The sequence below is a fragment of the Actinomadura fulvescens genome, from assembly GCF_039533225.1.
Classification (GTDB): Bacteria; Actinomycetota; Actinomycetes; order Streptosporangiales; family Streptosporangiaceae; genus Spirillospora; species Spirillospora fulvescens.
Map to the genome: position 1 here is coordinate 214,825 of NZ_BAAATD010000004.1, position 25,943 is coordinate 240,767.

At 71.1% G+C, this 25,943-nt stretch carries 32 protein-coding genes and 1 tRNA gene; 21 read left to right on the plus strand and 12 right to left on the minus strand.

Annotated elements, in window-relative coordinates; all coding sequences use genetic code 11:
• Positions 1 to 12: 12 nt before the first annotated feature.
• Entirely contained in the window at positions 13 to 693 is a 681-nt protein-coding gene (locus ABD333_RS16705; protein WP_344541886.1) for a hypothetical protein, read from the minus strand.
• A gap of 169 nt (positions 694 to 862) precedes the next feature.
• Here ABD333_RS16705 and ABD333_RS16710 point away from each other — a divergent pair, with 169 nt between their 5' ends.
• The 4 genes from ABD333_RS16710 to ABD333_RS16725 all read left to right on the plus strand — a co-directional run bounded on the left by ABD333_RS16710 (position 863) and on the right by ABD333_RS16725 (position 4,677).
• The gene (locus ABD333_RS16710; RefSeq protein ID WP_344541887.1) at positions 863 to 1,438 is read left to right on the plus strand and encodes a YqgE/AlgH family protein; all 576 of its coding nucleotides are present in this window, start codon (positions 863 to 865) and stop codon (positions 1,436 to 1,438) included.
• A 9-nt stretch (positions 1,439 to 1,447) separates the two neighbouring features.
• On the plus strand, positions 1,448 to 1,711 hold the full coding sequence (locus ABD333_RS16715) for a DUF3039 domain-containing protein (protein WP_344541888.1): 264 nt from the start codon (positions 1,448 to 1,450) through the stop codon (positions 1,709 to 1,711).
• Between the two features lie 359 nt (positions 1,712 to 2,070).
• Positions 2,071 to 2,883, plus strand: a complete 813-nt coding sequence (locus ABD333_RS16720) for a zinc metalloprotease (RefSeq protein ID WP_344541889.1) — start codon at positions 2,071 to 2,073, stop codon at positions 2,881 to 2,883.
• 36 nt (positions 2,884 to 2,919) lie between these two features.
• Positions 2,920 to 4,677: a DEAD/DEAH box helicase gene (locus tag ABD333_RS16725; protein WP_344542645.1), complete on the plus strand. Its 1,758-nt coding sequence runs from the start codon at positions 2,920 to 2,922 to the stop codon at positions 4,675 to 4,677.
• Positions 4,678 to 4,732: 55 nt separating this feature from the next.
• Here ABD333_RS16725 and ABD333_RS16730 read toward each other — a convergent pair whose 3' ends face one another.
• The 3 genes from ABD333_RS16730 to ABD333_RS16740 all read right to left on the minus strand — a co-directional run bounded on the left by ABD333_RS16730 (position 4,733) and on the right by ABD333_RS16740 (position 7,333).
• Positions 4,733 to 5,248 (minus strand): gluconokinase, encoded by a 516-nt coding sequence (locus ABD333_RS16730; protein ID WP_344541890.1) that lies wholly within the window; start codon positions 5,246 to 5,248, stop codon positions 4,733 to 4,735.
• Between the two features lie 79 nt (positions 5,249 to 5,327).
• Positions 5,328 to 5,906, minus strand: a complete 579-nt coding sequence (locus ABD333_RS16735) for an isochorismatase family protein (protein WP_344541891.1) — start codon at positions 5,904 to 5,906, stop codon at positions 5,328 to 5,330.
• Positions 5,907 to 5,980: 74 nt separating this feature from the next.
• Positions 5,981 to 7,333 carry a nicotinate phosphoribosyltransferase gene (locus ABD333_RS16740; protein WP_344541893.1) on the minus strand — a complete coding sequence of 451 codons (1,353 nt, stop codon included), beginning with the start codon at positions 7,331 to 7,333 and terminating at the stop codon, positions 5,981 to 5,983.
• Between the two features lie 120 nt (positions 7,334 to 7,453).
• Between ABD333_RS16740 and clpS the strand changes: the two genes are divergently transcribed.
• The 16 genes from clpS (at position 7,454) to ABD333_RS16820 (ending at position 19,255) form a co-directional block, all read left to right on the plus strand.
• Positions 7,454 to 7,747, plus strand: a complete 294-nt coding sequence (gene clpS / locus ABD333_RS16745; protein ID WP_344541895.1) for an ATP-dependent Clp protease adapter ClpS — start codon at positions 7,454 to 7,456, stop codon at positions 7,745 to 7,747.
• Positions 7,748 to 7,824: 77 nt separating this feature from the next.
• Positions 7,825 to 8,355 carry a DUF2017 domain-containing protein gene (locus tag ABD333_RS16750; RefSeq protein WP_344541897.1) on the plus strand — a complete coding sequence of 177 codons (531 nt, stop codon included), beginning with the start codon at positions 7,825 to 7,827 and terminating at the stop codon, positions 8,353 to 8,355.
• A 511-nt stretch (positions 8,356 to 8,866) separates the two neighbouring features.
• Entirely contained in the window at positions 8,867 to 9,766 is a 900-nt protein-coding gene (locus ABD333_RS16755) for an MEDS domain-containing protein (protein WP_344541899.1), read from the plus strand.
• A 37-nt stretch (positions 9,767 to 9,803) separates the two neighbouring features.
• Positions 9,804 to 10,700 (plus strand): MEDS domain-containing protein, encoded by an 897-nt coding sequence (locus ABD333_RS16760; RefSeq protein ID WP_344541901.1) that lies wholly within the window; start codon positions 9,804 to 9,806, stop codon positions 10,698 to 10,700.
• Entirely contained in the window at positions 10,697 to 11,713 is a 1,017-nt protein-coding gene (locus tag ABD333_RS16765; RefSeq protein ID WP_344541904.1) for an anti-sigma factor RsbA family regulatory protein, read from the plus strand. Before ABD333_RS16760 ends, ABD333_RS16765 begins: the two co-directional genes overlap by 4 nt.
• A 20-nt stretch (positions 11,714 to 11,733) precedes the next feature.
• Entirely contained in the window at positions 11,734 to 12,150 is a 417-nt protein-coding gene (locus ABD333_RS16770; RefSeq protein ID WP_344541906.1) for a M67 family metallopeptidase, read from the plus strand.
• Between the two features lie 44 nt (positions 12,151 to 12,194).
• Positions 12,195 to 12,317 carry a hypothetical protein gene (locus ABD333_RS16775; protein ID WP_344541907.1) on the plus strand — a complete coding sequence of 41 codons (123 nt, stop codon included), beginning with the start codon at positions 12,195 to 12,197 and terminating at the stop codon, positions 12,315 to 12,317.
• 90 nt (positions 12,318 to 12,407) lie between these two features.
• A complete protein-coding gene (locus tag ABD333_RS16780; protein ID WP_344541909.1) occupies positions 12,408 to 12,680 on the plus strand; it encodes a MoaD/ThiS family protein in 273 nt (90 codons plus the stop codon).
• Between the two features lie 17 nt (positions 12,681 to 12,697).
• Positions 12,698 to 13,645 (plus strand): PLP-dependent cysteine synthase family protein, encoded by a 948-nt coding sequence (locus ABD333_RS16785; protein WP_344541911.1) that lies wholly within the window; start codon positions 12,698 to 12,700, stop codon positions 13,643 to 13,645.
• 64 nt (positions 13,646 to 13,709) lie between these two features.
• Entirely contained in the window at positions 13,710 to 14,504 is a 795-nt protein-coding gene (locus ABD333_RS16790) for a thioesterase family protein (RefSeq protein WP_344541913.1), read from the plus strand.
• A gap of 114 nt (positions 14,505 to 14,618) precedes the next feature.
• Positions 14,619 to 15,431: a glutamate racemase gene (murI, locus tag ABD333_RS16795; protein WP_344541915.1), complete on the plus strand. Its 813-nt coding sequence runs from the start codon at positions 14,619 to 14,621 to the stop codon at positions 15,429 to 15,431.
• 30 nt (positions 15,432 to 15,461) lie between these two features.
• Positions 15,462 to 16,211, plus strand: a complete 750-nt coding sequence (locus tag ABD333_RS16800) for an MBL fold metallo-hydrolase (RefSeq protein WP_344541917.1) — start codon at positions 15,462 to 15,464, stop codon at positions 16,209 to 16,211.
• A 51-nt stretch (positions 16,212 to 16,262) separates the two neighbouring features.
• Complete coding sequence (rph, locus tag ABD333_RS16805; RefSeq protein WP_344541919.1) at positions 16,263 to 16,982, plus strand: ribonuclease PH; 720 nt, start codon at positions 16,263 to 16,265, stop codon at positions 16,980 to 16,982.
• On the plus strand, positions 16,979 to 17,674 hold the full coding sequence (gene rdgB / locus ABD333_RS16810; RefSeq protein WP_344541921.1) for an RdgB/HAM1 family non-canonical purine NTP pyrophosphatase: 696 nt from the start codon (positions 16,979 to 16,981) through the stop codon (positions 17,672 to 17,674). Before rph ends, rdgB begins: the two co-directional genes overlap by 4 nt.
• Positions 17,675 to 18,270: 596 nt before the next feature.
• Entirely contained in the window at positions 18,271 to 18,768 is a 498-nt protein-coding gene (locus ABD333_RS16815; protein WP_344541923.1) for a SigE family RNA polymerase sigma factor, read from the plus strand.
• Positions 18,758 to 19,255 carry a hypothetical protein gene (locus tag ABD333_RS16820; RefSeq protein ID WP_344541926.1) on the plus strand — a complete coding sequence of 166 codons (498 nt, stop codon included), beginning with the start codon at positions 18,758 to 18,760 and terminating at the stop codon, positions 19,253 to 19,255. The genes ABD333_RS16815 and ABD333_RS16820 overlap by 11 nt, the downstream gene beginning before the upstream one ends.
• A 29-nt stretch (positions 19,256 to 19,284) precedes the next feature.
• Here ABD333_RS16820 and ABD333_RS16825 read toward each other — a convergent pair whose 3' ends face one another.
• From ABD333_RS16825 to bcp, 6 genes are all read right to left on the minus strand, one after another.
• Positions 19,285 to 20,136, minus strand: coding sequence for an MEDS domain-containing protein (locus ABD333_RS16825; RefSeq protein ID WP_344541928.1), 852 nt, complete (start codon positions 20,134 to 20,136; stop codon positions 19,285 to 19,287).
• Between the two features lie 183 nt (positions 20,137 to 20,319).
• Positions 20,320 to 21,237, minus strand: a complete 918-nt coding sequence (locus tag ABD333_RS16830) for an anti-sigma factor RsbA family regulatory protein (RefSeq protein ID WP_344541930.1) — start codon at positions 21,235 to 21,237, stop codon at positions 20,320 to 20,322.
• The gene (locus ABD333_RS16835) at positions 21,234 to 21,854 is read right to left on the minus strand and encodes an STAS domain-containing protein (RefSeq protein ID WP_344541932.1); all 621 of its coding nucleotides are present in this window, start codon (positions 21,852 to 21,854) and stop codon (positions 21,234 to 21,236) included. Before ABD333_RS16835 ends, ABD333_RS16830 begins: the two co-directional genes overlap by 4 nt.
• A gap of 396 nt (positions 21,855 to 22,250) precedes the next feature.
• Positions 22,251 to 23,204 (minus strand): anti-sigma factor RsbA family regulatory protein, encoded by a 954-nt coding sequence (locus ABD333_RS16840; RefSeq protein WP_344541933.1) that lies wholly within the window; start codon positions 23,202 to 23,204, stop codon positions 22,251 to 22,253.
• 158 nt (positions 23,205 to 23,362) lie between these two features.
• Positions 23,363 to 23,447 (minus strand) — tRNA-Leu (locus tag ABD333_RS16845).
• A 54-nt stretch (positions 23,448 to 23,501) separates the two neighbouring features.
• Positions 23,502 to 23,969 (minus strand): thioredoxin-dependent thiol peroxidase, encoded by a 468-nt coding sequence (bcp, locus tag ABD333_RS16850; RefSeq protein WP_344541935.1) that lies wholly within the window; start codon positions 23,967 to 23,969, stop codon positions 23,502 to 23,504.
• Between the two features lie 127 nt (positions 23,970 to 24,096).
• On the opposite strand from bcp, the gene ABD333_RS16855 reads away from it, so the two are divergent.
• Positions 24,097 to 24,399: a DUF3618 domain-containing protein gene (locus ABD333_RS16855; RefSeq protein ID WP_344541937.1), complete on the plus strand. Its 303-nt coding sequence runs from the start codon at positions 24,097 to 24,099 to the stop codon at positions 24,397 to 24,399.
• On the opposite strand, the gene ABD333_RS47515 is transcribed toward ABD333_RS16855, so the two are convergent.
• On the minus strand, positions 24,353 to 24,631 hold the full coding sequence (locus tag ABD333_RS47515) for a zf-HC2 domain-containing protein (RefSeq protein ID WP_425546916.1): 279 nt from the start codon (positions 24,629 to 24,631) through the stop codon (positions 24,353 to 24,355). The genes ABD333_RS16855 and ABD333_RS47515 overlap by 47 nt on opposite strands.
• Before the next feature lie 12 nt (positions 24,632 to 24,643).
• The gene (locus ABD333_RS16860; protein WP_344541939.1) at positions 24,644 to 25,933 is read right to left on the minus strand and encodes a family 4 glycosyl hydrolase; all 1,290 of its coding nucleotides are present in this window, start codon (positions 25,931 to 25,933) and stop codon (positions 24,644 to 24,646) included.
• Between the last annotated feature and the right edge of the window lie 10 nt (positions 25,934 to 25,943).

Genomic DNA, 25,943 nt, shown 5'->3' on the forward strand with positions numbered 1-25,943 from the left:
TCGCCGCGCGGATCACTTCTTGTCGAAGAGCTCCGCGCGGCGGCGCGGCCAGATGCCGCCGTACCAGAAGATGATGATCCCGGTGACCATGGCGGCGCCGCCGGTCACGGCGCGGGCCCACAGGACGGTGTCGTCGGCTCCGGTGACCGGCAGGTTCTCGGGGGGCGGGGCGGCCTTGCAGTTGGCCTTGCGGGTCCTGACCAGCACCGAGTCGTTGGCGTGCGTGACCTCGACGCGGGTGGAGCGGTCTTCGCGCAGCGTGAGGGTGCTCTCGCGCGTCGCGCCGGCGGCGATGCGGCCGGGGATGGACGCCGAGCCGTCGTCGCGTTCGATCGCGTAATCCTCGGCCTGCGCGCCCGTGTTGCGCACCGTGATCGTGACCTTGCGGCCGGGACAGGACGGCGTGCCGATGGTCGCGGTGAGCGGCTGTGCGGGAGTCGTCCGGGTCGGTGTCGGCGCCGGCGTGGAGCTTGTGCGCGTGGGGGTCGGCGACGTCGTCCGCGTCGGGGACGCGGTGGTGGTGCGCGTGGTCGTCGGGCTGGGGCTGGTGCCCGTGGGCGAAGGGCTCGTCGTCGACCCGGCCGGGGTGGTGGAGGCGTTGGAGTCCCCGGTGGTCCTGATGATGGCGGGGATCGCGATCAGCGCCCCGATGACGAAGAACACGGCTGCGATGACGACCCTCGGCAACTGCATCGCAGTTCCTTCCGCTCGCCGGTCTGTACCGGGATTCTCCCGGCACTCCCTAGATCATCTTTTAACGTGGGACCGTATTCTGTCGATTTCCCCAGAGATAGGAATGCCTAACAGGTTAACGAGCGGGGGCATGTGCCGCCGGAGGTATGGGCAACGCATCATGGAACGCATGGACGACGGCATCAGGGTGGGTCTTCTGTTGGTCGCGACGCCGCAGCTGGACGACCCCAACTTCAAGCGGAGCGTGGTGCTCGTGGTCGAACACGACCTTGAGGGCGGCACGCTGGGAGTCGTCCTCAACCGGCCCACCGAGGTGCCCGTCGACCGGGTGCTGCCGCCCTGGGCCGAGCTTGTGACCGGCCCGTCCGTCGTCTTCCAGGGCGGTCCGGTGGCACTCGACAACGCGCTCGCGCTGGCCCGGCTGCCGGGCGAGGACGAGCCGCTCGGCTGGCGGGCGCTGGACGGTGATCCGTCGGTGGCGCGGGTCGGCCTGGTGGACCTGGACGCCCCGCCCGGGCTGCTCGCGCCCGAGCTTTTGCAGCTGCGCGTCTTCGCCGGATACGCCGGCTGGTCGGCTGGCCAGCTCCGGTCAGAGGTGGAGGACGGCGCCTGGTACCTCGTACCGGCCGAGGCGGGCGACGTCTTCGCGGGCGACCCGGACCGGCTCTGGCAGGAGGTGCTCCGCCGTCAGGGCGGCGACCTGGCCTTCGTCTCCACTTTCCCCGACGACCCGACGCTCAACTAAGGTGATGCTGTGAGTACGAGAATTCTTCCCGACAGCGACACACAGAGTGATGTCAAGCCGGATCTCTCGCACGGCGACGGCGATCACGAGCGGTTCGCGCACTACGTGAAGAAGGCCAAGATCACCGAGAGCGCCGTCAGCGGGACGCCCGTGGTGGCGCTGTGCGGCAAGATCTGGGTGCCCAACCGCGACCCCAAGAAGTACCCGGTCTGCCCGGAGTGCAAGGAGATCTACGAGTCCATGCAGTCGGGCAAGGGCGGCGGGGACGAGTAAACGCCGCCGCGCGGGGGCACGACACTGTCATGATCTTGTAACCGCCGTTCCGGCGGCTGCGAGGGCCGAGCGCGGGCCGCCGGTGGGAACGGCGGCCGGGCGGGGCGGCGAGACGGCCTTACGTTCGGGTACGGGGAGTCATGGGGCGGGGTGTCGGGGTTTTGGCGTGCGCACTGTTGGTGACGGTGTGTGCCGGTTCGAGTTCGGTAGGTGTTGGCACGCTGTCGGCGCGCGATCGGCAGGGGGAACGTGTCGCGGCCACCGATTGTGCGCCAGGCGGGGTGACGCGATCGGGTGCACGCGGCCGGGCCGGCCCGGAGCGGGATCGCGCGGACCTGGGACGTGCCCAGGTGGAGGCGATGCTGACCGACCTGCACCGGACCCTGCGGAGCCGGTACGGGGCGGACGAACGCGCTCTGGACTCCACGCGCAGGCGGGCCGCGAGGATCGAGGTGCCGGTCCGGCTCCATGTCATCACGGACGGCGACAGAGGCCGATTGGCCCGCGGGGCCGCCCGGCAGCTGATCGCCATCTTGAACGCCGCGTACGGGGGTGGGAAGGGCGGGGCCGACACCGGCGTCACGTTCCGGCTGGAAAAGTATGGCGTGAGGGACAACAGCGAGTGGTTCCGGGCGCCCCAGCAGCACGAGGTCGCGATGAAGAAGGCGCTGCGGCGGGGCGGGGCCGGCACCCTGAACCTCTACACCGCCTCGGTCGGCTCCGACATGCTGGGGTTCTCGACGTTCCCCCAGTGGTTCCGCAAGGAGCCGCACATCGACGGAGTGGTGGTCGACTACCGCAGCATGCCTGGCGGGGCGTTCCGGCACTTCAACCTCGGCTACACGGCGGTGCACGAGATAGGACACTGGCTCGGGCTCTTCCACACGTTCGAGAACGCCTGCGACGAGCCCGGCGACGGAGTGGCCGACACGCCCTACGAAGCGGCGCCGACCGAGGGGTGCCCGCCGTTCAGGGACACCTGCCTGCAGCCGGGGACCGACCCGGTGCACAACTTCATGAACTACGGATGGGACGACTGCATGCACGAGTTCACTCCTGGTCAGGGACGCCGCATCCGTGCAGCGTGGGCCGCGTTCCGGGCGACGGGACCCGAGAGTGAACGTCGGCACAGTGCGTCGCCGGCGGCGCGTTCTGTCGCTGGGGCTCGGTAGCCTTCGATGACCGTGAGCACTTTCGCCGCATCGAGCATGCCCCCCGCCTTCCCCGAACGGGCCGCGTGGGGGACCGCGTCGTCCCTGCGCGCCTGGCAGCAGCAGGCGCTGGAGGCGTACTTCGGCCCGAGAGGCGAGGACCCAGGGCCGCGCGACTTCCTGGCGGTCGCGACGCCCGGTGCCGGTAAGACCACGTTCGCCCTGCGGCTGGCCCGTGAGCTCCTGGAGCGCCGGATCATCGTGGCCATCACCGTGGTGTGCCCCACCGAGCACCTCAAACGCCAGTGGGCCGAGTCGGCGGCCCGCGTCGGCATCAAGATCGACCCCGAGTTCCAGAACGCGCAGGGCCGGGTCGGCAAGGACTTCCACGGCGTCGCCGTCACCTACGCGACCGTGGCCGCCCGCCCGGCACTGCACCGCAACCGCACCGAGGCCCGCAAGACGCTGATCATCTTCGACGAGGTGCACCACGCGGGCGACGGCCTGTCCTGGGGTGACGCGGTGCGCGAGGCGTTCGAGCCGGCCACGCGGCGGGTGGCGCTGTCGGGCACGCCGTTCCGCACCGACATCAACCCGATCCCGTTCGTGCAGTACGAGGAGGGTCCGGACGGCATCCGCCGCAGCCGCGCCGACTACACCTACGGCTACGGCCCGGCCCTGGCCGACGGCGTCGTCCGGCCGGTGATCTTCCTGGCCTACTCCGGCGAGATGCGCTGGCGCACCCGGGCCGGCGACGAGCTGGCCGCCACGCTCGGCGAGCCGCTCACCCAGGACCAGACGGCGCAGGCCTGGCGGGCCGCGCTCGACCCCAAGGGCAACTGGATCAAGCAGGTGCTGGCCGCCGCCGACAAGCGCCTCACCGAGCTGCGCCGCGCCATTCCGGACGCGGGCGGCCTGGTCATCGCCTCCGACCACGAGTCGGCGCGCGCCTACGCCAGAATGCTCCGCGAGGTCTGCGGCCAGGGAGCCACCGTCGTGCTCTCCGACGACCCGACCGCGTCCAAGAAGATCAAGCGGTTCACCGAGTCCGAGGACCGCTGGATGGTCGCGGTCCGCATGGTCTCCGAGGGGGTCGACATCCCGCGGCTGGCGGTGGGCGTCTACGCGACCTCGACGAGCACGCCGCTGTTCTTCGCGCAGGCGGTCGGGCGTTTCGTGCGGGCGCGCAAGCGCGGCGAGACCGCGTCGGTGTTCCTGCCGTCGGTGCCGACCCTCATGGGGCACGCCAACGAGATGGAGACCGAACGCGACCATGTCCTCGACCGCCCGGTCCGTGAGGACGGGCTCGACGACGAGCTGCTCGCCGAGGCCAACCGCAAGCAGGACTCTCCCGACGTGGGGGAGGAGCTGCCGTTCGAGACGGTCGAGGCGTCCGCCACGTTCGACCGGGTGCTCTACGACGGCGGCGAGTTCGGCATGCAGGCCCAGCCGGGCTCGGCCGAGGAGGAGGATTTCCTCGGCATCCCGGGGCTGCTGGAGCCCGAGCAGGTGACCGCGCTGCTGCGCAAGCGGCAGGCCGAGCAGATCGCCAACGAGCGCAAGCGCAAGACCGGCGACCCCAGGGCCGACCGCGCCGACCGTGACGACCGCACGGCCGCCGAGGACATCGCCGCGCTGCGCAAGGAGCTCAACGGCCTGGTCGGCGCGTGGAACCACCGCACCGGCAAGCCGCACGGCGTCATCCACACCGAGCTGCGGCAGAGCTGCGGCGGCCCGCCGATCGCGCAGGCCTCCGCCGACGACGTGCGCAAGCGCATCGACAAGATCCGAGAATGGGCGGCCCGACGCCGCTGACGCGCTGGGGCCGCCCGGCTCCTGGCGAGTCCGGGGGGCGTGCTGGAACGCGGCGTCAGCTCAGGTCGAAGCCCTTCACGATGAGCTCCGCGGTCTCGTCGGGCGTGCCGGTGATGGGGACGTACAGAGCGTTCTCGTCCGGCGCGGGCGGCTCAAGATCGCGAAACTGGCTGTCCAGCATCTCGGCCTGAAAGAAGTGGCCCCGGCGTTCCCGCATCCGGCTCGCGATCAGGTCGCGCTCGCCTTCGAGATAGGCGACGCGCACCTCGGGCCGCCCGCCGGCCAGCAGCTCGCGGTACCGGCGCTTGAGCGCCGAACACGACACCACGCCGGGGGTCCCCGAGTCGAGGTGGTCGCTGATCCACCCGGCGATCGCCCGCAGCCAGGGCAGGCGGTCGGCGTCGTTCAGCGGATGCCCGGCGGCCATCTTCTCGATGTTGGCGGGCGGGTGGAACGCGTCGGCGTCGGCGTACTCCCAGCCGAGGAGCTCGGCCACCCTCTCGCCGACGGTCGTCTTCCCGCTGCCGGAGACGCCCATGACCACGATGACCTCCGGCCGTGCGTTCGCCACGTAGCTCCTCCTCGGTCTCGGCTGCTCCGGTCGGCTGCTCCGGCCGGCTGCTCCGGCCGGCTGCGCCGCCGGTGGTTCGTCAGCTTTGGACGACCGGCGTGCCGGTCAGCTCGACGCCTTCGGCGCGCAGGCGGTCCAGCGCGCGTTCGGCGGTGTCCCCGGCGACCGCCGCCGTGAGGTCGAGCAGGACCGTGGTGCGCAGCCCGGCGCGCACCGCGTCCTCCGCGGTCGCCCGCACGCAGTGGTCGGTGGCGATGCCGACGATGTCGACCGCGTCCACCTGCCTGTCGCGCAGCCAGTCGGCGAGCGGCGTGCCGTCGTCGGCCTGCCCCTCGAAGCCGCTGTAGGCGGCGGTCTGGTGGCCCTTGCTGAACACCGCCTCGATCGGCGCCAGCTTCAGGTTGGGATGGAAGTCCGCGCCCGGCGTGCCGATCACGCAGTGCGGCGGCCAGCTGTCGACGAAGTCCGGCGCCTCGGAGAAGTGCGCGCCGGGATCGAGATGGAAGTCCCGGGTGGCCACGATGTGCGCATAGGCGGACCCGTTCGCCGCGACGTGGTCGGAGATCGCGGTCGCCACCGCCGAGCCGCCGCTCACCGCGAGCGACCCGCCCTCGCAAAAGTCGTTCTGCACGTCGACGATGACCAGAGCCTTGCCCATACCGCTCGCTCCTTGATCCGCTTGCCCCGTACGTCCCCGGACAACAGTGACGTTAACCCGCCCGCCTCGGCGCCTCATCGCCGTGGGCCGCCGTCGACGAACTCGGTCGGCAGCGCGGGCTCCCCCCGCGACAGCTGGCGTGCCGTGGCCGGGAGCTCTCCCACGGAACGCCGGTGGCGTTCGCGGGCGGCTTCCAGCGGCTCGCGTCCCACGATCACACCGTCCTGGACGAGCGGCACCTGCAGCACGCGGTCGCGGGGGCCCGGCGTGGGCTCTCCCGTGGTGACGGTCTCGACGCACGCTGTGCCGTGCCCGTCGACGCGGCGCACCGCCGCCTTGCGGCCGCCGCGGCTGGGTTTGCCCGTCGAACGTTTCGCCACCGGGCGCATCGGGTCGGTGTCGGCCGGGCCGTCCGCGCGGGCCACCAGCTTGTAGACGAGCGAGGCGGTGGGCGCGCCCGAGCCGGTGACGAGCGAGGTGCCGACGCCGTAGCCGTCCACCGGCGCGGCGGCGAGGGAGGCGATGCCGTACTCGTCCAGGTCGCCGGTGACCACCACGCGGGTGTCGTGGGCGCCGAGGGCGTCCAGCTGCGCCCGCACCTGCCGGGCCACCACGCCGAGGTCGCCGCTGTCGATCCGGACCGCGCCGAGGCCCGGTCCGGCGAGCTCGACCGCCGTCTTGACGGCCCGTTCCACGTCGTAGGTGTCGACGAGCAGGGTGGTGCTCTCGCCGAGCGCCTCCAGCTGGGCCGCGAAGGCGTGCCGCTCGCTGTCGTGGAGCAGCGTGAACGCATGCGCGCTGGTGCCGGCTGTGGGCACGCCGTACGAACGGCCCGCCTCCAGGTTGGAGGTCGTGGCGAAGCCCGCGACGTAGGCGGCGCGCGCCGCGGCGACGGCCGCCTTCTCGTGCGTGCGCCGCGAGCCCATCTCGATCAGCGGCCGGTCCTCGGCGGCCTGGACCATCCGGGACGCGGCGGAGGCGATCGCGCAGTCGTGGTTGAGGATCGACAGGACGAGCGTCTCCAGGAGGACGGCCTCCGCAAAAGTGCCTTCCACGACCAGGATCGGCGAGTTCGGGAAATAACACTCGCCCTCGGCGTATCCCCAGACGTTCCCGGAGAAGCGGTATCCCTCCAGCCATTCCGCGGTCGGCTCGTCGACGACCCCGCGGGAGGCCAGGAACTCCAGCGCGGGCGCGTCGAAGCCGAACGCCTCGATCGCGTCCAGAAGCCGTCCCGTACCGGCCACGACGCCGTACCGCCGTCCGGCCGGCAGGTGCCGGGCGAACACCTCGAAGACCGCGCGCCGGGTCGCCGTTCCGCTCTGGAGGGCCGCCTGGAGCATGGTCAATTCGTACTGGTCAGTGAGCAGCGCGGTGCTGTAACCAAGGTCCACAAGTGGAACCCTAAGGCCCGGTGTGTGCACCATGGACGTACGGCCCGCCACACAGGCCGGTGGACGGGGTGAATAACATCGGTGTCGTGGGCGACCCGTTCCCGCGGAGAGGCTCCGCGGGGAGACGCTGTGGGGAAGAGGGGATTCGCGGCGATGACTGCGCCTGCACCGGTCGAGCTGGACCGGCCGGACGTCGAACAGGACCTGAGCTCCGACCGGCCCTGGCTGGCGATCGTCTGGAACGACCCCATCAACCTGATGTCGTACGTCACGTACGTGTTCCAGACCGTTTTCGGCTATCCCAAGTCCAAGGCCGAGAAGCTGATGCTGGACGTGCACCACAAGGGCCGTGCCGTCGTGGCCAACGGCACCCGTGAGGAAATGGAGCGCGACGTCGAGATCCTGCACTCGTACGGCCTCTGGGCCACCGTGAAGCGGGACGACTGAGTGGGTGACCGCCTGAACGTGAGCGACCGGATGAACATGAGCGAGCCGATGAACGTGAGCGACCGGATGACCATCACGTGAGCGCCGTCAAGAGGACCCGCAAGGGTGTCGTCCTGCGGCTGGAGCCGGAGGAGGCCGCGCTCGTGCGAGCGCTGATGGAGCAGCTGCTGGAGCTCCTCGGCGACACGCCGGACGTGGACGACGAACTGGCCGCGCTGGGCATCTCGGGCGACGCAAAGAAGCCGGACGATCCGGTGCTGGCCCGGCTGTTCCCCGACGCCTACCACGATGACGGTGACGCGGCCGGGGAGTTCCGCCGCTACACCGAGATGGGCCTGCGCGACGGCAAGCGCGAGGCCGCCGGGACCGTGCTGGCGTCGCTGGGCGCCGCCGCGGGCGTGGACACCGTCCTGGACGACGACCAGGCGCAGGCCTGGTTGCGCGCGCTCAACGACGTGCGGCTGGCCCTCGGCACCCGGCTGGACATCTCCGAGGAGTGGTACGAGGAGGCCGCGGAGATGGATCCGCGCGACCCACGGATGGCGATGTTCGCCGCGTACGACTGGCTGACCATGCTCCAGGAGAGCCTCGTCCGAGTCGTATTTTAGAGCTTTTTCGGCTGTGTTTATGGCTTTCGCGGCCTCGGGGTCCTCGCCTGGCGGCTCGGACCCCGAACCGCAAAAGCGGCGAGCGCTACATCGCTTCGCGATCTCTCGTGAAGCTTCGCCTTCGGCTCGCTTCACGACCCGTTAGCGCGCTCGCGTGCGGGCTGTGTTTTAAGGCTTTCACGGCCTCGAGGGCTCGCCTGGCGGCTCGCCCCCGAACCGCAAAGGGCGGCTGGGTGGGGGGTGTAGCGGGCGGGCGACATCGCTTCGCGATCTTCGCGGGGAACCTCGCCTTCGGCTCGTTCCCCGCTCAGCGCCGCGCGCTCGCGTGCGGACTGAGGTCGTTGAAGGGGGTGGCCGTGTTAGGCCAAGGCTTCTCGTTGGTCCTTACGCAATGTTCCGCATACGTCGCGTTCAGTGTTGGTACGTTGACGGCGAGAGCTCGTCGGGGGGTGCTCTCCGGGGGTGCACGGGCCCGCCCGTCGCGGGCCGGAGACCTGCACGGGAGACGCGAATGCCTTCTTCAACCGCGGGCAAGACGGTCGGGACTATGGAGTTCGGCGACCACCTCTGCCTCTCGTACGACAACGCCGAGGAGCGTCTGGCGATCCTGCTCTCGTACGTCCGGGACGGGCTCGCCGCCGACCACAAGATCATCTACCTGTCCGATCAGGACCCGCCGGACAAGGTGCTCGGCTGGATGGGCGCCGTGCCCGGCGCGGCGGGCCTCGACCTCGCCGGGGCGCTGGACGAGGGCCGGTTCGTGGTCCGCACCGCCGAGGAGGCCTACATGGCCACCGGCAGGTTCGACCCGGACGAGATCATCAGCCTGTTCGCCACCGAGATCGAGCTCGCCCTCGTCCAGGGCTACAAGGGCGTCCGGGTCACCGGTGAGGAGACGTTCTCGCTGCGCGGCTGGCCGGGCACCGAGCGGTTCGCCGAGTTCGAACGCAAGATCGACGAAGTGTTCCGGACGTCGCGGGTCAACGCGATGGCGATCTGCCAGTACGACCGGCGCTGGTTCGACGAGGCCCGCCTGGAGCAGCTGGAGTCCTACCACGTCGACCGGGTGCGCGCCGACGACCTGCACGACGACGGGGTGCTGCGCGTCTCGCCCCTGTTCGCGCCGCCCGGGCTCGTCCTGGCCGGTGCCATCGACGGCTCCTCGCGCCCGACGCTCGCCCGGGCGCTCGACGGGCTGCCCGAGCACGGCGGCACCCTGTGCCTGGACCTGTCGGCCGTCGAGTTCAGCGACACCGACGGCCTCCGGCTCGTGGTCAGCGCGCGCGAGACGCCGACCGGCATGCGGCGGCAGCTGCTGCTGCGCGGCGTGCCGCCCCGGCTCGCCGCGCAGCTGCACGAGCTCGGGCTCGACGCGCTGCCGGGCGTCTCCGTCGAGGAGAGCGCACAATAGCCTCACGCACAGCCGCACAGGAGAGAGCAGGCTCCTGATGTCCTCAAGCCCGGCCCGCACCGCCGTGGGCGGCATGAAGTTCGGCGATCACCTCTGCCTGGCCTGCGACAACGACGCCGAACGCCATGCGGTGCTGCTCGCCTACATCCGCGACGGCCTGCGCGCCCGGCACAAGGTCGTCTACCTGGCGGGCGAACGGCGGCCGGACGAGACGCTCGCGCGCCTGGTCCGCGCCGCGCCCGGCCCGGACGAGGCGGCGGTGCTGGCGGGCGCCGCCCAGACCGGGCAGCTGACGATACGGCCGGTCGTCGAGGCGTTCCTGGCGACCGGCCGGTTCGATCCCGGCGCGTCGGTGGCCCTGCTCGGCGCCGAGATCGACCAGGCGCTCGCGCAGGGCTACGCCGGGGCGCGCATCACCGGCGACAACTCGTTCGCCCTGCGCGGCAGCGGCCGGTTCGGCACGTTCGAGGACGGGTGCCGGCGGACGTTCGGGGCGCCGGGCGTGCGGGCGATGGCCATCTGCCAGTACGACCGGCGCTGGTTCGACGACGAGCAGCTGCGGCGGCTGGAGGCGTGCCATGACGGCCGCGTCGGGGTGGACGACGTGTACGCCGACGGCGTGCTGACGATCACGCCCACGTTCACACCGCCGGGCCTGCGTCTGGCGGGCGCGGTCGACGAGTCGACGCTGCCCGCGGTGCGGCGGGCACTGCGGCGGGTCGGCGGGCGCGGATCGCACCTGTGCCTCGACCTGTCGGCGCTGGAGTTCTGCGACATGGAGGGGCTGCAGGTCCTGGTCGGCGCGAGCCAGAGCGGCACGGGGATGGACCGGCAGGTGGTGCTGCGCGGTGTGCCGCCCTTTCTCGGGCTGATGATGCGGATCTTCGAGTGGGAGACGATGCCGGGCGTGTTCGTCGAGGGCGTGACGCGATGAACGGCCTGCAGGGGACCACTCCCGGCGTCGAGACCGGCCACGAACGCGGCGTTCTGCTCCACCGCGCGCTGATGTACGGGTCGGAGCGCGACTTCACCGACGTCGCCGTTCCCTACCTGCGTGCGGGGGTGAAGGCGGGCGACGCCGTGGTGGTGATCACCTCGGCGGCCAACACCGCGCTCCTGCGCGGACAGCTGGGCACCGAGGCGGCCGACCGGATCGAGTTCATCGCCCAGGCCGACTGGTTCCGGGCCCCGATGCAGACGCTCGCCGACTACTACGACCGCACGCGCCGCGACTGGTGGCCGCGCGGCAGGCTGCGGTTGCTGGCCGAGCCGGTGTGGACGGGGTTCACGCCGCTGGAGGTCCGGGAGTGGAAGCGCCACGAGGCGATCCTGAACGTGGCGTTCGCGGGCACGCCGAGCACGATCGTGTGCGCCTACGACACCTCCACGCTCGACGCGCACGTCATCGTCGACGCGGCCCACACCCATCCCGAGCTCGTCGACGGCCACGGCGCGCGGGCGAGCGAGCACTTCGTCGACCCGGCCGAGTTCTACGCCGGATGCAACGCGCCGCCGCTGGAGCCGCCGCCCGCCGGCGCGGCACGCCGCCCGTTCGCCAGCGGGGAGCTGCCGGGCCTGCGCGCGTTCCTCACCGCGGAGGCCATCCGGTACGGGCTGCCCAGTGACCGGGTGCTGCCGTTCGTCCTCGCGGTCAACGAGGTCGCCACCAACATCATCCGCCGGGGCGGCGGGCATGGCGTGATCTGGCTGTGGGCGCAGGACGGCGAGCTGCTCTGCGACGTCGCCGACCCCGGCCGGCCGATGGAGGACCGGTTCCTCGGCTACCTGCGCCCGCGTCCCCACCAGCCGGGCAGCGCCGCGATGTGGGCCGTGCGGCTGCTCTGCCACATCGTCGAGATCCGCTCCGGCGAGCACGGCGTCCTCGTCCGCATGCACCTCAAGTTGCCACGCGCGCTGGGCGCCGGGGCGGACGGCGTCCGTGGCTAGCCTCCGGGTAGCCTTCGGACATGCTGACGATCGAGCGTGCTCTGGTGGACAAGATCGTTGCGCATGCGCGCGCCGACCACCCCGACGAGGCCTGTGGCGTGATCGCCGGCGCCGCCGGATCCGACCGGCCCACCCGGTACGTGGCCATGACGAACGCCGAGCGGTCCCCGACGTTCTACCGGTTCGACTCGCTGGAGCAGCTCAAGGTCTGGCGGGAGATGGACGACCGGGACGAGGAGCCGGTGGTGATCTACCACTCGCACACCGCCACCGAGGCCTACCCCTCGCGTACCGACATCTCCTACGCGTCCGAGCCGGGCGCGCACTACGTGCTGGTCTCCACCCGCGACCCCGAGGAGATCGAGTTCCGTTCGTACCGCATCGTGGACGGCACGGTGACCGAGGAAGAGGTCAAGATCGTCGATGTCTACGCCTGAGGCGGCACACGGGCGGCCTTGCCGGGGTCGGTAAACTGACCGTCATGTGGACGATCGAGCAGCGGACGGGCGCGCCCAGGCGCCGTGGCCCCGTTCTCGTGATGTCTCCCGTACAGAGCTTCCTGTTCGGGCATTCGCGCGCCGAGGTCGTCTACGACTGTCGCTGACGCGCCGACCTGCCTGGAATTCCCCCACGCCCCGCCCTGTTGTGACGCCGTGGCGGGCAAGCCCGTACGAACCCGAAGGAGACCATCGCGATGGCGATCGAAGTCCGGATCCCCACGATCCTGCGCACCCTCACCGACGGCGCCAAGGCCGTCGAAGGCAAGGGCGGCTCCCTGGACGAGCTGTTCGCCGACCTGGACGTCCGCCACCCCGGCCTGCGCGCGCGGCTCGTGGACGACAAGGGCCTGCGCAAGTTCGTCAACGTCTACCTGAACGACGAGGACGTACGTTTCCTCGGCGGCCTGGAGACCGAGGTCTCCGACGGTGACAACGTCACCATCCTCCCCGCCGTCGCCGGCGGCTGAGCCCGGAACCCGTGCCCATGCGTTTCGACTCGCTGCTGGACTCGCTCGGCCGTACCCCGCTGGTGGGGCTGCCCCGGCTGTCGCCCGGCCCGCAGGTGCGGCTCTGGGCCAAGCTGGAGGACCGCAACCCCACCGGCTCGGTGAAGGACCGGCCCGCCTTCTTCATGATCGACAAGGCGGAGAAGGAGGGCCTGCTCACCCCGGGGTGCACCATCCTGGAGCCCACGTCCGGCAACACCGGCATCTCGCTGGCCATGGTCGCCAAGCTGCGCGGCTACAAGATGATCTGCGTGATGCCGGAGAACACCTCCGAGGAACGCCGCCAGCTGCTGCGGATGTGGGGCGCGGAGATCATCTCCTCGCCCGCCGCCGGCGGCTCCAACGAGGCCGTCCGGGTGGCCAAGAAGCTGGCGGCCGACAACCCCGACTGGGTGATGCTCTACCAGTACGGCAACGAGGCGAACGCCCTCGCCCACTACGAGACGACCGGGCCGGAGATCCTCGCCGACCTGCCGACCGTGACGCACTTCGTGGCCGGGCTCGGGACGACCGGGACGCTCATGGGCGTCGGCCGCTACCTGCGCGAGCACAAGCCCGACGTCAAGATCGTCGCTGCCGAGCCGCGGTACGGCGAGCTGGTGTACGGGCTGCGCAACATCGACGAGGGCTTCATCCCGGAGCTCTACGACGACTCGGTGCTGACCACCCGGTTCTCGGTCGGCTCGGCGGACGCGCTCCGGCGCACCCGCGAGCTGCTGGAGCAGGAGGGGATCTTCGCCGGCATCTCCACCGGCGGGGCCCTGCACGCCGCGATCGGCATGGCCGCCAAGGCCGTCAAGGCGGGTGAGCGCGCCGACATCGCGTTCGTGGTGGCCGACGGCGGCTGGAAATACCTCTCCACCGGCGCCTACGACGGCACCCTCGACGAGGCCGAGCAACGCCTCGAAGGGCAGCTCTGGGCCTGAGCCGGCACGCGGTAGGGTGCGTACTCGAACGGGATTCTAGAAGTCGGTGGCCCGGAGGGTGCGGATGAGCAGGTTCGGCGACGCGACCGCGGCCCGGCGGGTGGCCGAGGGCCGGTACGAGGCCGACCTCGACCAGGGGTTCGGATTCGCCGAGGCGCTCAACGGCGGCTACCTGATGGCCGTTCTGGCCCGGGCGGCCGTCGACGCCTCGCCGCACGAGCACCCCGTCTCGACCGCGGCCACCTTCCTGCGGGTGGCCAAGCCGGGTCCCGCCGAGGTGCTGGTGGAGACGCGCAAGACCGGCCGTACCGCCGCCATGTCGCGCGTGTCGCTCGTCCAGGCCGGCGAGCCCGTCGTGGACGCACTCATCACCACTGGAACGCTGCGGGATGACGCGGAGCCGTACTGGACCGGGGAGGCGCCGCCGGCGATGCCCTCGCCGGAGGAGTGCTCCACGTTCGCCTCCGGCAAGGACGACCGTGGCTTCGCCGACAACGTGGAGATGCTCTTCGATCCCGCCGCGATGGGCTGGCTCGACGGGCAGCCGAGCGGGCGGCTGGAGGCACGGGCGTGGCTGCGGCTGCCGGACCATCCCAACGACGGGTGCGCGCTCGCCCTCGCCGTGGACGCCCTGCCGCCGGTGGTCCTGAACCTCGGCGCCAAAGGCTGGGCCCCGACGGTCGAACTGACCTGGCACATGAGGGCCGTCCCGCGCCCCGGCCGGCTCGCCGTGCACGGCGGCGGGCGGCTGGTCGCGGGCGGCTGGTTCGACGAGGAGGTCGAGGTCTGGGACTCGGCCGGCCGGCTCGTCGCCCAGAGCCGCCAGCTCGCCCGGGTGGGCCGCGGCCTGCCCGGGTGAACGTGCGCTTGGTCACACACGACGTGGTGACGTGCTGCGTTTCGGGTATGTGACCATGTGATGTACAACGCATGACGCGTTGCCAGGCCGAGAGTTCGCCTAGCCTTGAGGACCATGTCAGACGCGCCGATCGGGATTTTCGACAGCGGCTTCGGCGGCCTCACCGTGGCCCGCGCCATCCTGGACCAGCTGCCGAACGAGCCGATCGTCTATCTCGGCGACTCCGGGCGCCAGCCGTACGGCCCGCGCCCGATCGCGCAGGTGCGCGCCTTCGCCCTGGAGATGCTGGACGAACTCGTCGCCGAAGGGGTGAAGATGCTCGTGATCGCGTGCAACAGCGCCAGCTCGGCGATGTTGCGCGACGCTCGCGAGCGCTACGACGTGCCCGTCATCGAGGTGATCAACCCGGCGACCCGGCGGGCCGCCCGCGCCACCCGCAACGGGCGGGTCGGCCTCATCGCGACCCAGGCGACCGTCACCAGCCGCGCCTACGAGGACGCCTTCGCCGCGGCCCCGCACATCGAGCTCACCAGCGCCGCCTGCCCGCGCTTCGTCGCGTTCGTCGAGCAGGGCGTGACGATGGGCGACGAGGTGCTCGACGCGGCGCGCGCCTATCTGGAGCCCATCGTCGAGCGCGGCTGCGACACCCTCATCCTCGGCTGCACGCACTACCCATTGCTTACCGGCGTCATCTCGTATGTCGTCGGCGACGGAGTCACACTGGTCTCAAGTGCCGATGAGACCGCCAAGGACGTCTATCGAGTGCTGAACGACCAGGGGCTCGCCCGTGCGGAAGCGATTCCGCCGCCCGGCCATCGGTTCCGCGCGACCGGTGACCCCGCCGTGTTCGCCGCGCTCGGCCGCCGGTTCCTGGGACCGGAGATCGGTCTGGTGGAGACCAGGTCGAGCAAGGCTCTGACCACCTGATCCTCGGGGAACACTGGAGGAGGAGTGAGCGTGCGGGTCACTGTGATCGGCTGTTCCGGCAGCTTTCCCGGACCGGACAGCCCCGCGTCCTGTTATCTGATCCAGGCCGACGGCTTCTCGATGCTGCTCGATCTGGGCAGCGGCGCGCTCGGTTCGCTGCAGCGGTTCCACCCGCTGTACGACATCGATGCGATCTGCCTGTCGCACCTGCACCCCGACCACTGCCACGACATGTGCGGCTACTGGGTGGCGCGGCGCTACCGGCCCGAGGGGATGGCGCCGCGGATTCCGGTGCACGGGCCCGAGGTCACCCCGCGGCGGATGGCCGAGGCCTACGACCTGCCGGCCGATCCGGGCATGACCGAAGCGTTCGACTTCCACGCGCTCCGCAACGGTCCGTACGAGATCGGACCGTTCCGGGTGACGACCGCGCTGATGTCCCACCCGATCGAGGCGTACGGCTTCCGCATCGAGTACGACGGCAGGGTGCTCGCCTACTCCGGCGACACCGGGGAGTCCGACGCGCTCGTCGAGCTCGCCCGCGACGCCGACCTCTTCCTCTGCGAGGCGTCCTTCCTCGACGCCCCCGACCTGCCGCCAGAGCTGCACCTGACCGCCCGGGAGGCGGGCGAGCACGCCGCCCGCGCCGGCGCGGACAGGCTCGTGCTCACGCATCTCGTGCCGTGGAACGATGCGGACCAGTCGCTCGTCGAGGCCAAGGGCAGCGGGTTCGGCGGGGCCATCGAACTCGCCCACGTCGGCGCCGTCTACGAGCTCTGATCCGCCCCGGCCGCGCCTGATCAAGGCCGCCGGGTCGATAGGGTGAGACGCATGGCTCGCCCTGACGATCGTGCACCTGACCAGCTCCGTCCCGTCCGCATCCAGCGCGGCTGGCTCGACCACGCCGAAGGATCGGTGCTCATCGAGTTCGGCGGCACCCGGGTGCTGTGCGCCGCGTCCGTCCAGGACTCGGTGCCCCGCTGGCGGCGCGACAGCGGGCTCGGCTGGGTGACCGCCGAGTACGCGATGTTGCCCCGCGCCACGCACACCCGTGGTGACCGCGAGTCGGTGCGGGGGCGGCTGGGCGGGCGCACCCACGAGATCTCCCGGCTCATCGGCCGGTCCCTGCGCGCGGCCATCGACTTCAAGGCCCTCGGCGAGAACACCGTCCAGCTCGACTGCGACGTCCTGCAAGCCGATGGCGGCACTCGTACGGCCGCGATCACCGGGGCCTATGTGGCGCTCGCCGACGCGGTGACCTGGATGCGCGAGAAGGGCCTGGTCAAGGGCGACCCGTTCGTCACCTCGATCGCCGCGATCAGCGTCGGCATGGTGGACGGGGAGGCGCGGCTCGACCTCTGCTACGAGGAGGACGTGGCGGCCGAGACCGACATGAACGTCGTCTGCACCGGCGACGGGCGGTTCGTCGAGGTGCAGGGCACCGCCGAGGGCCAGCCGTTCGACCGGGCGGAGCTGGACGCGCTCCTCGACCTCGCCGCGGGCGGCTGCGCCGAGCTGGCCCGCCTGCAGAGCGAAGCGCTCGGCGCATGACCAGGGTCGTCCTCGCCACCCGCAACACCGGCAAGATCGCTGAGCTGTATCGCATTCTCGCGAACGTCACCCGCAGCGAAGCAAGGGATGCCGTGAGCGCTGTCGGGGGGTCAGGAGGGTCGTCCCCCCTAGGGCAGGGCATCGAGGTCGTGGGGCTCGACGCCTATCCGGACGCTCCCGACGTTCCCGAGACCGAGCTCACCTTCGAGGGCAACGCGCTGCTCAAGGCACGCGCCATCTGCGCGCACACCGGTCTTCCCGCGGTGGCCGACGACTCCGGCCTGTGCGTGGACGCGCTCAACGGCATGCCCGGCGTGCTGTCGGCGCGCTGGTCGGGCCGGTTCGGCGCGGCGTCCGGCGACAAGGACCGGGCCAACCTCGACCTGGTCCTGGACCAGCTCGCCGACGTCGGCGACGAGCACCGCGGCGGCTACTTCGTCGCGGCGGCGGCGCTGGTGCTGCCCACCGGTGTCGAGCACTGCGTGGAAGGCCGGATGCACGGCCGGATCGTCAGGGAACCCCGCGGGTCCGGCGGCTTCGGCTATGACCCGATCTTCGTTCCCGAGGGCGGCTCGCGGACCGCGGCGGAGTTGACGCCCGCGGAGAAGGACGCGATCAGCCATCGGGGCCGGGCGTTCCGCACGCTCGCCGACCTCCTTCCGGACGCGCTCGCGAATATTCAGGCCGGATGACAACCGCGCCGCCGTCGCCCGGGGTTGAAGGGGTGTAAGGACCTTCACCCCGAGGAGCGACATGATCGAAAAGGGTCGTACCGGCCGTCGCCGCATGGCGATCGTGCTGGCCGGCATCGGCGGCGGCGGAGCCCTGGCCGTGGGAATCTGGGCGACCTCCGCCTCCGGATCGGCGGGGGCGAAGCCCGTGGCCGCCACGGCCAAGCCGGTGGCCTCGGCCAAGCCGGCACGTCCACCGGCACCTCGCCCGTCCGCGGTCTGCCCGCCGACCGCTAAGCCGCGGCCGAGCCAGCCGCCGACAGCCAAGCCGAGACCCAAGCCGCCGACAGCCAAGCCGCGCCCTGGGGCGCCGACCGCCAAGCCGCGGCCGAGCCAGCCGCCGACAGCCAAGCCGCGCCCTGGAGCGCCGACCGCTGAACCGCGGCCGAACCGGCCGCCGACGGCCAAGCCGGTTCCGGCGGTCTGTCCGCCTGGACGTGCCCTGCCTGCGCCGCGTCCGCCGAGCAGGCCGGGGGTGCCGAAGCCCGTTCCCGCCAAGCCCACGTCCGTGGAGTAGGTGCGGTCTGTCCACGCTGAGCGCTCAGGAGATCCGCGGGGTGGAGGCCACGTTCGAGGAGTTCGTGGCCGCCACCGCGGGTCGGCTGCTGCGTACCGCCGTCTTTCTCGTGTACGACCGGCATCTGGCCGAAGACCTGCTGCAAGTGGCGTACGAACGGGTGGCGAAACGGTGGACGCGCCTCGCCAAGGGCAACCCCGAGGCCTATGCGCGCAGGGTGCTGGTCAACCTCGCCATCGACGAGAAGAAGCGGCGCGCGCGACGCGGTGACCTGCCGGTCGGCTCGCTCGCCGATGTCGAACGGCTCGCGCCGCCACCCGTGGCCGGCGGCGTACCCGCCGGAGAGCTCGACGAGGTGCTCAGGGCGTTGCCGGCCAAACAACGGGCGGTCGTCGTGCTCCGTTACTGGTGCGACCTGAGCGAGCACGAGATCGCACAGACCCTCGGGATCTCCCGGGGAACGGTGAAGAGTCACACCGCACGGGCGATGGCCGCGTTGCGGGCGCACATGGAGGAGGGCCGGGCCGATGGACGATGAGCTCGAGACCCTGCTGCGCGGGCATTACCGGCGCGCGGCCGACGACATCCACGCCACCCGCGACGTGGTCGAACGTGCCCAGGCCGCCGGTCGTACGGGCGACCTGCGGGGACGCGGGCCGTGGCTGCGCCGCTGGACGGTTCCGGCCGTCGCGGCGGCGGTCACCGTGGCCGTGATCGTGGCGGTGACGATGGTCCTCTGGCCCGCCCCCGAACGTGTGCGGCCCGTGGCGCCTCCACCCGACTCCACCACCGGCGCGCCGACGCCCGTCAGCAGACCACCCTTCAAGCCCGGCAAACCCGTCCCCGTGTCGCCGACCGCGCGGCCGCCGGAGACGCCGCCCACCTCGGGCAACGGGCGTCCGACCCTCCGGCCGGGCGACAAGCCCGACCCCGGACCCGGCGGGAACGACACTCCCAGACCGGGAGGCTCGCCGCCTCTGCCAGGGCTCCCCGCGCCCACGGCGAAACCTTCGCCGCAGCGCTGAGGCCGGCGACGCACCGGGCGATCCGCGCGTCAGCCCTCGTCACCGATGCGCAGGCCCGGCAGCATGTGCCAGCCCACCGTCTCCATCACGGTGCGGAACTGCGGTGACATCCGGTCGAGCACCAGCGGACCGTGGAAGGCGCGGCGCGCGGCCACGTCGGCCAGCACGTTGATCGAGCCCAGATCGATGAAGCCGAGGCCGGACAGATCGAGATGGATCTCGCTGCCGTTGAGCGACGAGATCAGCCGGGTGAGGACGTCCTCCAGAACGGTGTGCCGGGACGCGTCGAGCTCGCCGCTCAGCGCGAGCCCGGTCGGCTCGAAGGTGCGGACGATGCGCAGCACCCCGTCCTCGAACACGGGGTCGGCCACCGCCACGACGCCGTGTGCCCGGTGCAGCGCGCCGAGCTCGTCGGGGCTGCACCGGCGGCGGTCGTAACCACAGATCGCGATGACGCTGGTGCTCGGGCCGATGGCGTGCTCGATCCGCTGCTCGCTGCCGAGCAGCAGCTCCAGGCCGTTGGGCCGGCGTACCGCCCAGGTCATGTCGGCGGTCACCCGGATGGCGCCGTAACCCTCGTCCTCGGCACGCCGGATCTCCTTCGCGAGTGCCTCGATGACGGCGCCCGGCTGGAACGACCGCCCGTTGAACGAGTCCAGCGCCACCACGCTGAGCCGGCCCGGTGGCGTGGCCACCCGGCCGGGAACCCTGGCCTGCGCCGTCTCGGCCAGATAGATGACCTTGTCGCCCGCGGCCAGCCCGTCGCGGACGAAGGCGCCGATGACGCTCCGCTGCTCCTCGTCGTTGGCGAAGGTGAGCAGGGCGTGATCGCCGGGTCGCAGTTCACGAACCGGCCGGCGGACGGATACCAAGGTCTCCATATCGCCTTCCCTCAGCCCCCACCCAACCGCCCCATCAACGGACGAGCCGAGCTCGAAGCCTCCCACCAACGTGCCTGAGCTTGGACGGCACTTCGTGAGTCCCAGCCTACGTCCAGCTAGCCACGGTGAGTAGCAGTACCCTTACGAGCTTTTACCGGCTTATGAGATTGCCGCACGGACATGTCAGCGGCGCACGTGGAGGCGGACGAAGGTACCGTCCCAGCCGGCCTTCAGTTCGACGAGGTCCACGAGCAGCCGGACGGTCCACAGACCGAACCCGCGCTGCAGCGCGGACTCCGGCGGGACGAAGCCGGCCAGCGGGTCGGGACGCCAGAAGCCGTTGTCGCCGATCTCGCAGACGAACTCGTCGTCGTCGCTCCACAGCCACAGGCCCATCGGCGGGGTGCCGTGGCGGACGGCGTTGGTCGCCACCTCGTTGACGGCGGTCACCAGGGTGCGTGCGACGGTCGCGCCGAGCCCGTGCCCGAGGGCGCGCTGCCCGACGAAGAAGCGGAGGTCGTGCAGATCGTCGCTCTCGATCGTCCGGTACTCCGCGTGGCGCGGCCGCTCGAACCGGATCATGCTGTCGCAGGCGTGGCCGAACTCGACGGGCTGCACGTAGGCGCCGTTGGCCCGTGTGCCGCTGTCGTGCGCGATCATCGGGTGGGTACGGCGGGCCTGCTCAATGATCTCGTGGGGCAGCGCGGTCTCGTCGTAGGGGCACAACGCCGACGCGCCGGAGTCCCGGAACGCCACGTTGATCAGCGACTCGTACCGCGCCCACTCCCGGGTCTGGCGCGAATCCTGGTCGCGCCAGACCGGCTCGGCCAGCGCGCGTACGGTACGGGGCAGCGCGTTCTGAACGATCGCGTGGTAGTCGCGCAGCGTACGCACCGGATGTTCGTAGAAGTCCTCCGACGCGGCGAACCGGATCTGTTTGGCGTCGGCGCCCAGCTCGTCGCGCAACGGGCTCATCCCCGACTCCCGGATGACCACGACGACCTCGTCGTCCTGCTCCAGTCCCTCACGCAGCCACGGCACGGCCGTGTCCAGCAGTTGCTGGAGCTCGCCGTAGATGAACGCCCTGTGCTCCAGTCTCATGAGCCCAGCCCTCCCGTGCCGGAGGAGGTCCGTTCCCGCCCGCGGGCCAGACCGGGCAGCCGATGCCAGCCCACCATGTCGATCACGTTCTCCACGTCGGGCGGCAGATGGTCGAGCACCAGCGCGTCGTCGGAGCGCAGCCCGGTCGCGTGGTGGGCCAGCAGGTTCAGGCCGCCGAGGTCGATGAAGCCGAGGCGGGAGAAGTCGAGGTGAATCCGCCTCCGCTCACAGGTCACCTGTGACAGCTTCTCCGCGAAGACCGCGTGCCGCGCGGCGTCCAGCTCGCCTTCGACCCGCAGCCCGTGCGGCTCGAAGGTACGGACGATCCGCAGGATGCCGTCGTCGAATTCGGGGTTCACTTCCACGAGGACCTCGTGAGTGTTCCGTAGGGCGACGAGCTCGTCCTGGGGACACGCGTGCTTGTCCACCTGGCAGATCGCCATCGCCATGGTGCTGGGCGAGACCGCCTCGCCGACCTGGTGCTCGCAACCCAGCATCTGGGAAAGGTCGGACCGGCCGGGCTCGCCCAGCACCCAGCTGAAGTCCGTGGTGAGACGCACGGCACGGAAACCCTGGTCGAACGCCTCGTCGACCTCGCGCTCCAGCGTCCGCAGCATCCGGTCGGGATCGAACCGGCCTCGGCCGCTGAGGCAGGCACGCGCCCGGGAATGACCCGCAGCTGTCGGGAACCGGTGAAGCCGCACAGGTCGACGCCGCGTCTCGGCCGCACGCCGGGAAGCCGGTCGGCGGGAGCGTCCGTCACGTAGACGACCTTCTCCTCCGTGGCGAGCCCGTCGTACACGAAGTCCCCGATGATGTGTGCGCGTTCTTCTTCGCCGGAAAAGGCCAGCCATGCGTGGTCACCAGGTCGCATCGCGTTCACGGGCCGTTCGGCGAACCAGCTGTCCATGGCCTGCCCATCAAGGTTGGCGTGGATCTGACCAGCGTACGCCGCCGGAGGATTTTTGGAAGCCCTTTGCGCAGAGTCCCTCACGCTGCGTCCACCCCCATGGCTACGCCCTCACCATCGCGGGCACGCTCGGCAGGGCCAGCCGGAGCCGTACCGTGGTGCCGCCGGCACCCGTGCGGATCTGCACGATCGAACACAGCAGCCGCACCGCCCACAACCCGAATCTGCCGGGCCCGTCCGCCCGCGGCGGCAGCAGTCCGAAGCCCGATCCCGCGGTCCAGCGCCCGCCGTCCCTGACCTCGCAGACGAGCTCTCCTGGCTCGGTCCACAGCCGGAGCACGATCGGTGGCGCGCCGTGGCGCAACGCGTTGGTCACGACCTCGGTGACCGCGACCAGCAGCCGCTGCAGATCGTCCTCGGCCAGCGGGGTGCGCCGCGCGCACTCGGTCACCCACGCCCGCAGCCAGAACAGGTCGGGCTGTTCGATGTCGAGCCTTGCGGCCCACGCGGGCGGATCTGGCAGCGCCTCCTCGTCGCACATGGCGCTGTAGGTCCACGGGTTGACATAGCTCGGGTTGTCGACGGCACGGCTCCCGCGAAGGGTCTCCGGGTGCGTCCGGCGCGCGGCCGCGACGACTCCGGGCGGCAGCGTCCGTGCGTACGGGCACAGGAGCGCGGCGCCGGTCTCCGCGAACGCCACGTTGACGATGGCCTCGATCCGCTGCCATTCCAAGACCTCCAGTGGGCGCCGCCCGGTCCAGGCAGGCTCGCCCAGCACCCGCAGCCGCCGTCCCTGCTCGCGCAGCCGGTCGGCGTCGGCCAAGCAGTCGGCCAGTGTCCGCGACGGATGCGCGTACCATCCGTTGGCCTCGACGAACTCCACTCCGTCGGCCCCGGATCCCAGTGCCTCGCGCAGCCGCACCTCGGTGCTCAGGCCGGTCACCGCCAGCACCCGGTCACCCGCGTCGATCCCCTCGTTGAGGAACGGCACGGCGCCGGCGAGGAAGTCGTCGATCCCATCGTAGGGAAGCACGCGATGGGAGAAGGTTTCGCTCAAGAGGCCCCACCTGCGTCATGATCAGAGCGCTACCGCCCGCTCACCGAACGGGCCACCCCAGCGTAAGCCGAGCCCCCGCCCGCCGCCGAGGACGTTTTTCAGATGATGACGACCAGCCGTCCCCACGGCCGGCACAGGCCGGTGAGGGGAGGCGCAGGTGCGGACGGGGGGACTCGAACCCCCACGGTGTCTCCACCAACAGGACCTAAACCTGCCGCGTATGCCTGATTTCGCCACGTCCGCCAGCTGCCGGGCGTCGCGCCCGGAGCCTTGTTCTCAGATCTTAGAGGCTCGTCGTCACAGGCCGAGGTCGCGGCGGAGGCGGTCTACGTGGCCGGTGGCCTTCACGTTGTAGTACGCCTTCTCGATCTTGCCGTCGGCGTCGAGGATGAAGGTGGAGCGGATGACGCCGACGACCAGCTTGCCGTAGAGCTTCTTCTCGCCGTAGGCGCCGTAGGCCTGCAGGACCTTGGTGTCGGGGTCGGAGAGCAGGGGGAAGGCCAGGCCTTCCTTCTCGCGGAACTTGGCGAGCTTGGCGGGCTCGTCGGGGGAGATGCCCACGACGGCGACGCCGGCGGCGTCGAGGTCGGCGAGGTTGCTCTGGAAGTCGACCGACTCCTTGGTGCAGCCCGGGGTCATGGCGGCCGGGTAGAAGTAGAGGATCACGCGGCGGCCGCGCAGGGACGCGAGCGAGAAGGGGTCGCCGTCGGCGTCGGAAAGCTCGAACTCAGGGGCGACGTCGCCTGGCTGCAGCCGCTCGGACACGGTGATCCGCCTTTCGCTTGTGATGTCAGGTCCACCGTACCGGCTGGGGTGGGGCGGCGTTTCCCCGGCAGACCTGACAAGATATGCGGATCATGCGTTGCTGATGCTCGGACGATGGGAAGACGGCATGGCTGACAGGCGCGACCCGGAGGCGCTGGAGCGGGAGATCGAGCGCACCCGCCTGGAGCTCGCACGCACGATCGACGAGCTGGCGGACCGGGTCAGTCCGCGGAAGGTGGCGGAGCGGAGCAAGCGGCGTCTGAAGGAGGAGGCCGAGCAGGTCGCCAGGACTGCGCGGTCGTTCTTCTACCTCCAGGAGCCCAAGGACGGCGAACCCGGGCAGATCAATCCGAAGGCCGTGGCCGTCGGTGTCGGCGTGGCGGTCACCTTGACGGCTCTGGTCCTCGTGAGGCGGCGCAGGCGCCGCTGAGACGCCGTGCGGAGGCGCCGGACCGCGATCCGCGGCCGGCGCTTCCGCGTGTCCGGGCGAGGACGCGGACGACGCCCTGGAGCACGGTCAGCTCGGCCTGGCAGGAGGCGCACCTCGGCAGGTGCGCCCGCAGGTCGGCGGCCTCCGGGCCGGTCATCCGGCCCAGGGCGTAGACACCGAGATCGAGCTCGTAGCCGCAGATTCCTCGCACATCCTTGGGTACGCGGCGCACCTGTCTCCGCGTTCAGCCGAATTGCGGGAGGTATGCGCGATGGGCGGCCAGGCCCTCGTCGAGGATCTTCTCCGCCGTGTGCTTGCCGGTCACGAACGGATGCGCCATCAGGGCCTGGAGGGCGAGCCGGCGCGATCCGGTGACGGCGGCGTCGGAGGCCAGCCGCTCGTACTCGTGGATCGCCTGGGTGAGGCCCCGGACGGCGCGGGGCAGCGGGCCCTGGACGAGCGGGACGGGACCCGCGGCGGTGAGGAGGGAGGGCACTTCGACGATGGCGTCCGGGGGGAGGGACGAGATCGCGTTGTTGTTGGTGGTGTTGACGATGACGCGGCGGCTCTCGCCCAGGTGCAGCGTGCAGATCACGTCGATGGCGAACTCGCCGTGCTCGCCGCCGCCGCGTTCCCGGCTGGGATCGGGGTCGGGCTTGTACGACTCCTCGGTGACCTGGGCGCGGAACCCCGGCAGCATCGCCTGGATGTCTTCGGCGCGCGTGGTGCCCTTGGCGCGCAGTTCTTCCACTACCTGGTCGTGGAAGAAGTAGTACTTGGAGTAGGAGTTGGGCAGGAAACCGAGGGCTTTGGCGAGCTCGGCCATGCGGGAGGGGTCGCGCCATGGTGTGGCGCCGCCGCCGGGAACCTCCAGGTCGGCGAGGAGTGCCGGGAGGTCGACCTCCTTGCCGTCGAGGCGAACGCGTTCGGCCCAGGTGGCGTGGTTGAGGCCGATCCAGTCGACTTCGAGGCGTTCGTAGGGAAGGCCTAGCAACTGGGCCCACATCTCGGTGTCACCTACGAACTGGTCGCACAGACCGATGATCCGGATGCCGGTGTTGCGGGTCACGGCGTCGGTGACGATGTTGGTCGGGTTGGTGTAGTTGACGATCCACGCGTCGGGCTCGGCGTGCGCGGCGATCTCCAGAAGGACGGGGATCGAGCGGCACGCCATGAGGAAGCCGCCGGGACCGGCCGTTTCCTGGCCGACGACGCCGTGCTTGAGCGGGATCGACTCGTCGAGGTGGCGGGCCGCCATGCCACCGGGCCGGAACGTGGTGAAGATGTAGGCCGCGCCGTCGAGGGCGGGCTTGAGGTCGGTGTGGGCGGTGACGGTGAACGCGGCGCCGCGCGCGGCGAACATGTTGGTCGCGAGCCGGGCGATGACGGTGAGATTGGCGGCGTCGACGTCGTAGAAGGCGAGCTCGGCCCCGGCCAGGTCGTCCGCGCGGTGCAGCAGGCCGCGGATGACGCCGGGCATGTAGCCGCTGCCGGCCCCGATGATCGCGATCTTCATGGTCACCTCGGTGCTCACCTCAAGCGTC

Coding starts and splice junctions, on each gene's coding strand:
- ABD333_RS16835 (WP_344541932.1), bottom strand. CDS start 21,854: ATGCTGCGGACGCTGGAGCGCGAGGTCGACGAGGCGTTCGACCAGGGT.
- ABD333_RS16775 (WP_344541907.1), top strand. CDS start 12,195: ATGTGGACGATCGAGCAGCGGACGGGCGCGCCCAGGCGCCGTGGCCCC.
- ABD333_RS16780 (WP_344541909.1), top strand. CDS start 12,408: ATGGCGATCGAAGTCCGGATCCCCACGATCCTGCGCACCCTCACCGAC.
- ABD333_RS16785 (WP_344541911.1), top strand. CDS start 12,698: ATGCGTTTCGACTCGCTGCTGGACTCGCTCGGCCGTACCCCGCTGGTG.
- ABD333_RS16760 (WP_344541901.1), top strand. CDS start 9,804: ATGTCCTCAAGCCCGGCCCGCACCGCCGTGGGCGGCATGAAGTTCGGC.
- ABD333_RS16820 (WP_344541926.1), top strand. CDS start 18,758: ATGGACGATGAGCTCGAGACCCTGCTGCGCGGGCATTACCGGCGCGCG.
- ABD333_RS16735 (WP_344541891.1), bottom strand. CDS start 5,906: ATGGGCAAGGCTCTGGTCATCGTCGACGTGCAGAACGACTTTTGCGAG.
- ABD333_RS16725 (WP_344542645.1), top strand. CDS start 2,920: ATGCCCCCCGCCTTCCCCGAACGGGCCGCGTGGGGGACCGCGTCGTCC.
- ABD333_RS16720 (WP_344541889.1), top strand. CDS start 2,071: ATGCTGACCGACCTGCACCGGACCCTGCGGAGCCGGTACGGGGCGGAC.
- ABD333_RS16710 (WP_344541887.1), top strand. CDS start 863: ATGGACGACGGCATCAGGGTGGGTCTTCTGTTGGTCGCGACGCCGCAG.
- ABD333_RS16740 (WP_344541893.1), bottom strand. CDS start 7,333: ATGGTGCACACACCGGGCCTTAGGGTTCCACTTGTGGACCTTGGTTAC.
- clpS (WP_344541895.1), top strand. CDS start 7,454: ATGACTGCGCCTGCACCGGTCGAGCTGGACCGGCCGGACGTCGAACAG.
- ABD333_RS16830 (WP_344541930.1), bottom strand. CDS start 21,237: ATGAGACTGGAGCACAGGGCGTTCATCTACGGCGAGCTCCAGCAACTG.
- ABD333_RS16705 (WP_344541886.1), bottom strand. CDS start 693: ATGCAGTTGCCGAGGGTCGTCATCGCAGCCGTGTTCTTCGTCATCGGG.
- rph (WP_344541919.1), top strand. CDS start 16,263: ATGGCTCGCCCTGACGATCGTGCACCTGACCAGCTCCGTCCCGTCCGC.
- ABD333_RS16765 (WP_344541904.1), top strand. CDS start 10,697: ATGAACGGCCTGCAGGGGACCACTCCCGGCGTCGAGACCGGCCACGAA.
- ABD333_RS16790 (WP_344541913.1), top strand. CDS start 13,710: ATGAGCAGGTTCGGCGACGCGACCGCGGCCCGGCGGGTGGCCGAGGGC.
- ABD333_RS16755 (WP_344541899.1), top strand. CDS start 8,867: ATGCCTTCTTCAACCGCGGGCAAGACGGTCGGGACTATGGAGTTCGGC.
- ABD333_RS16855 (WP_344541937.1), top strand. CDS start 24,097: ATGGCTGACAGGCGCGACCCGGAGGCGCTGGAGCGGGAGATCGAGCGC.
- murI (WP_344541915.1), top strand. CDS start 14,619: ATGTCAGACGCGCCGATCGGGATTTTCGACAGCGGCTTCGGCGGCCTC.
- ABD333_RS16825 (WP_344541928.1), bottom strand. CDS start 20,136: ATGGAGACCTTGGTATCCGTCCGCCGGCCGGTTCGTGAACTGCGACCC.
- rdgB (WP_344541921.1), top strand. CDS start 16,979: ATGACCAGGGTCGTCCTCGCCACCCGCAACACCGGCAAGATCGCTGAG.
- ABD333_RS16770 (WP_344541906.1), top strand. CDS start 11,734: ATGCTGACGATCGAGCGTGCTCTGGTGGACAAGATCGTTGCGCATGCG.